The organism is Polaromonas sp. P1_G2 (assembly GCF_056405515.1).
This window is the reverse complement of record NZ_JBFUBY010000433.1, coordinates 1-3,703: the sequence shown is the minus strand read 5'-3', so window position 1 is coordinate 3,703 and position 3,703 is coordinate 1. Positions and strand designations below refer to the sequence as shown.

Annotated in this window: 5 protein-coding genes; 1 reads left to right on the top strand and 4 read right to left on the bottom strand. The window is 65.0% G+C overall.

The genetic code is table 11. The features are described from left to right. The 4 genes from AC1D0P_RS24805 to AC1D0P_RS24790 form a co-directional block, all read right to left on the bottom strand. Positions 1-1,086 (bottom strand): wax ester/triacylglycerol synthase domain-containing protein (locus AC1D0P_RS24805; protein ID WP_477679166.1); only part of this gene is annotated, 1,086 nt, incomplete at its 3' end. A gap of 109 nt (positions 1,087-1,195) precedes the next feature. Next, positions 1,196-1,810: a hypothetical protein gene (locus tag AC1D0P_RS24800; protein WP_477679165.1), complete on the bottom strand. Its 615-nt coding sequence runs from the start codon at positions 1,808-1,810 to the stop codon at positions 1,196-1,198. Between the two features lie 26 nt (positions 1,811-1,836). Further along, positions 1,837-2,169 carry a hypothetical protein gene (locus AC1D0P_RS24795; RefSeq protein WP_477679164.1) on the bottom strand — a complete coding sequence of 111 codons (333 nt, stop codon included), beginning with the start codon at positions 2,167-2,169 and terminating at the stop codon, positions 1,837-1,839. A 95-nt stretch (positions 2,170-2,264) separates the two neighbouring features. Beyond that, on the bottom strand, positions 2,265-3,494 hold the full coding sequence (locus AC1D0P_RS24790; protein WP_477679163.1) for a GNAT family N-acetyltransferase: 1,230 nt from the start codon (positions 3,492-3,494) through the stop codon (positions 2,265-2,267). A 25-nt stretch (positions 3,495-3,519) separates the two neighbouring features. Between AC1D0P_RS24790 and AC1D0P_RS24785 the strand changes: the two genes are divergently transcribed. Further along, on the top strand, positions 3,520-3,703 hold a 184-nt coding region (locus AC1D0P_RS24785; RefSeq protein ID WP_477679162.1), incomplete at its 3' end, for a nitrilase-related carbon-nitrogen hydrolase.

The following is a 3,703-nucleotide window of genomic DNA, read 5'->3' as shown; positions in this document are numbered from 1 at the left end:
GGTCTTGACCTTGGCGGTGGAGGCCATGATGGCGTTCATGCGCTTGAGCGGATGTGCCAGGTGCGTGCCGAGTTCAACCAGGCTCATGCTGACCTGGTTGCCCAGGTTGCTGGCATCGGTGGCGCCGGCTTCGCGCAGCGACACCGGCATGGCGGCCACCAGCGATTTTTTCGGCAGGCTGTGGTGCTGCGTGAGGTAGTTGCGCAGCGCGGTCGAGCAGATCCACAGCACCATGTCGTTGAACGAGCCGCCCACCGCCTTGCCCATGGCCTTGGTCTCGCCCAGCGGGATGGTGGCGGTGACGAACACGCGGCCGGTGCCTATGCCCGCGTTGAAGGGCGTGGGCGGCGCCAGTTTCATGGGCATCTTGGGCTTGACGCCTGTGGCCGAGCTGCCCATGGACTGTTTGGCCAGCGTGCTGCCGAAGGTGCTGGCCGCGGCGGGCAGCGACTTGGCGACCTTGGCCAGCTGGCCCAGCGAGCTGGAAAACACCGAGCCGATCATCTTGCCCAGCTTGAGGTCGGACTCCAGCTTGCGGCGCCGTTCAGGGTCGGGGGGCGCCACCTCGCGCGGCGTCGGGCTCAGGTCCAGCATGGCATTGGCCAGCATGACGCCGCCCTTGCCGTCGAGCGCGGCATGGTGGATCTTGGAGAAAAAGCCCGCCACGATGCCGCCGCCCTGGGATTCGGGCAACTGGATGCGGTCGAAGATATAGAACTCCCAAAGCGGGTAGTCTCGGTCTATGACCTCGCCATGCAACTGGGCGCAGAGCTTGTGCACCTCGGCCAGCGTCATGGGGGCCGCGCCTTTTTTGGTGGAGTCGGCCCGGCGGATGTGGAAATCGATGTCGACCGAATCGGCCTCCACCCAGAGCGGGTGGCCCAGGTCCAGTGGCATGAACACCAGCTTGCGGCTGAACACCGGCGCCAGGTGCATGCGTTTGCCGATGTGGGTTTTGACGGCCTTGTGGAAGCTGCCTTTGAAGCCCGCCGGCAATTCGCACAGATTGAGCGAGCCCACATGCATGGGCATTTCAGGGGTTTCGAGGTAGAGAAAGGTCGCGTCCAGGCCGGTCAGGGATTTCATGGTTATTGTCTCCGTGGGGAGACCTTAACCGAGCGGGCGTGGGCGCGGCACTAGGGTTTGCCGTAGCTGAGCGTGTCGCGCCGGGCTCAGCGTACGACTGTGATTGCGTTCAAGCTTCGCAGTCGCCCAGCATGCCTTGCTCATCGTCATTGAGCCCGGCGACAGGCGTTGCCTTGGCCAGCGCCATCCAGACACCCAGCGGCAAGGACTGCCGCGCACGCCGCGGCGCCGCGCGAACGACGGCCAGGCGATGGACGTACTCCTGCACCGTGGTGTTGCGGATGGAAAACACGTCGGGCCTGACGATGCCCCAGCGCGCCTTGCCGCCTTCGGTGTCCGGCGGCAGTTGCGCTCGCAAGCCCAGGCCGCGCCAGGCGATGCGGCCGGCGCGCACCATTTCACACGCCACCTGCTCGACCAGTGCTTCATGCTTGGACAGGGCCGAGCGGTTGCGCAGCAGCGTGGCCGCCAGGTAGGCAATGCCCGCATCGGTGACGCGCAAGGTCTCATGGCCCGCGGGGCCGGCCACGCGCTGCAGCATGCCGGTGGCGAGCAGTTCGATTTCCAGCAGGTCCTGGCAGGGCCAGCCTGCGGAGCGATAGACCTCGCGCAGGCGGCGAGCGTGGGGGCGGCCCAGCGGCGGCGGGTTTTCGAGGGCGCTGTCGTTGGCGGCGGGCGCCGTGCCTGCCGGGGCGCTGGAAAGCGGGATGGCGGCGCTGCTCATGGTACGGAGGGCGGCATGGTGGGATTTCAGAGCGGAAGAATCTCGAAGCGCGCGTTGTCCAGGTTGTCACCCAGCGGCCTCATGGCGGCCAGGATCGCGTCGGTCTCGGCGTTCTGCCACAGCGCGATGACCTGCTCTTCCGCCTCGGAGGCTCCTTCCAGCGGCAGGCCTTCACTCAGGGTCTGCGCCAGCATGTAGGCCTGCAGCGAAGGCAGCACGTATTCCGGCCCGCCCACGGCGAATTCAAGCGCCATGCGAAAGCGCAGTTCGGCGGCGGCACGCTGTTCGGCGCTGAGGGTGGGGCACTCGACCAGGTTGACCTTGTACTGGCTCTGGAATGTGGGATTTGTGTTGCTCATGCGAAGCTCCTTTTGGGAGGATTTATAGCACCGCTTGCCCGAAGGACGTCCACACGGGAAAAAGACCCTGCGGCGCTGGCAACCGGAGTATCTTTTCATGCTGGAGCGGCCGGTGCTGCGCGCCTGAAGGGGTTGCGCCGTTCCAGGTCGTCCATATAACTTTCAATGCCGGCGCCCTCGCGCTCCAGGAAGCGCTCGACCGCGTCGGCGAACGAGGGATGGGCCAGCCAGTGGGCGCTGGTGGTCTTGACGGGCAACAGGGCGCGGGCCATTTTGTGCTCGCCCTGCGCACCGCCTTCAAAGCGCTGGTAGCCATGCGTGATGCACCATTCCAGCGGCTGGTAATAGCAGGCTTCGAAGTGCAGGCAGTCGACGCGGGCCAGGGCGCCCCAGTAGCGGCCGTAGGCGGTCAGCGGAGGATTGGCTGTGTCCGATGCGCCAGCCGGTGATGCGCTGACGGCGATCAGGCTGGCCGCGATGGGCCGGGGTTTGCCGCCGTCGGCCATGTGTTCGGCGATGAACAGCAGCCAGTTCTCAGGCATGGTGTCCTGCATGCGCTGGAAGAAATCACGGCTGAGGTAGGGCGCGTTGCCGTGCTCGTAATAGGTGCGTTCGTAGCAGCGGTAGAAAAAATCCCAGTCGGCCTGACTGATGTCCTTGCCCAGCGACCAGCGGAAGGTGATGCCGGCATCGTGAACCTTGCGGCGTTCCTGGCGGATTTTCTTGCGCTTTTCCTGGTTGAGTGAGGTCAGGAAATCGTCGAAATCGCGATAGTCGCTGTTTTTCCAGTGGAATTGCACTGTGTGGCGCAGCATCAGGCCGGCGTCCTGGCAAGCGGCCACGTCCTCATCGGCGGTAAAGAGCAGGTGCAGCGACGACAGGTTTTCGTCTCCGCACCAGGCGACCAGTGCCTTGACCAGCAGCGCGCGTTCAGCGGCGTTGCGCGCCAGCAGTCGGGCGCCGGGGACGGGCGTGAAGGGTACGGCGGCCACGGCCTTGGGGTAGTAGTCCAGGCCGTGCTGCTGGTAGGCATTGGCCCAGGCCCAGTCGAACACGTATTCACCGTAGGAGTGGGCCTTGAGGTAAAGCGGGCAGGCGCCGGCCAGCGAGTTGCCCTGCCAGAGGGTGACGAAGCAGGGCGTCCAGCCGGTGTCGGGGCTGGCGCTGCCGCTTTCGTGCAGTGCCGCCAGGTATTCGTGGCGCATGAAGGGGTTGGCGGCCTCGCCCGGGCTTTGCGCCGCCAGCAGGGCGTTCCACTCGGATGCATTGACCTTCAGCGGCGAATCCAGCACGCGGATGACATAATCGTTTGAGTCGTTTTTCACGTGTTTTTCGGGGTTTTACTTCTACATGCCACTCAAAATCTGCGTTGCCCAGCTGAACTATTGCGTGGGAGACATGCCGGGCAATGCGCAAAAGATCATCGAGGCGGCTCGCGCCGCCTACCAGGACGGTGTGCGGCTGGTGCTAACGCCCGAGCTGGCGATTTGCGGCTACGCGGCCGAAGACCTGTTTTTGCGCCCCTCTTTCATCC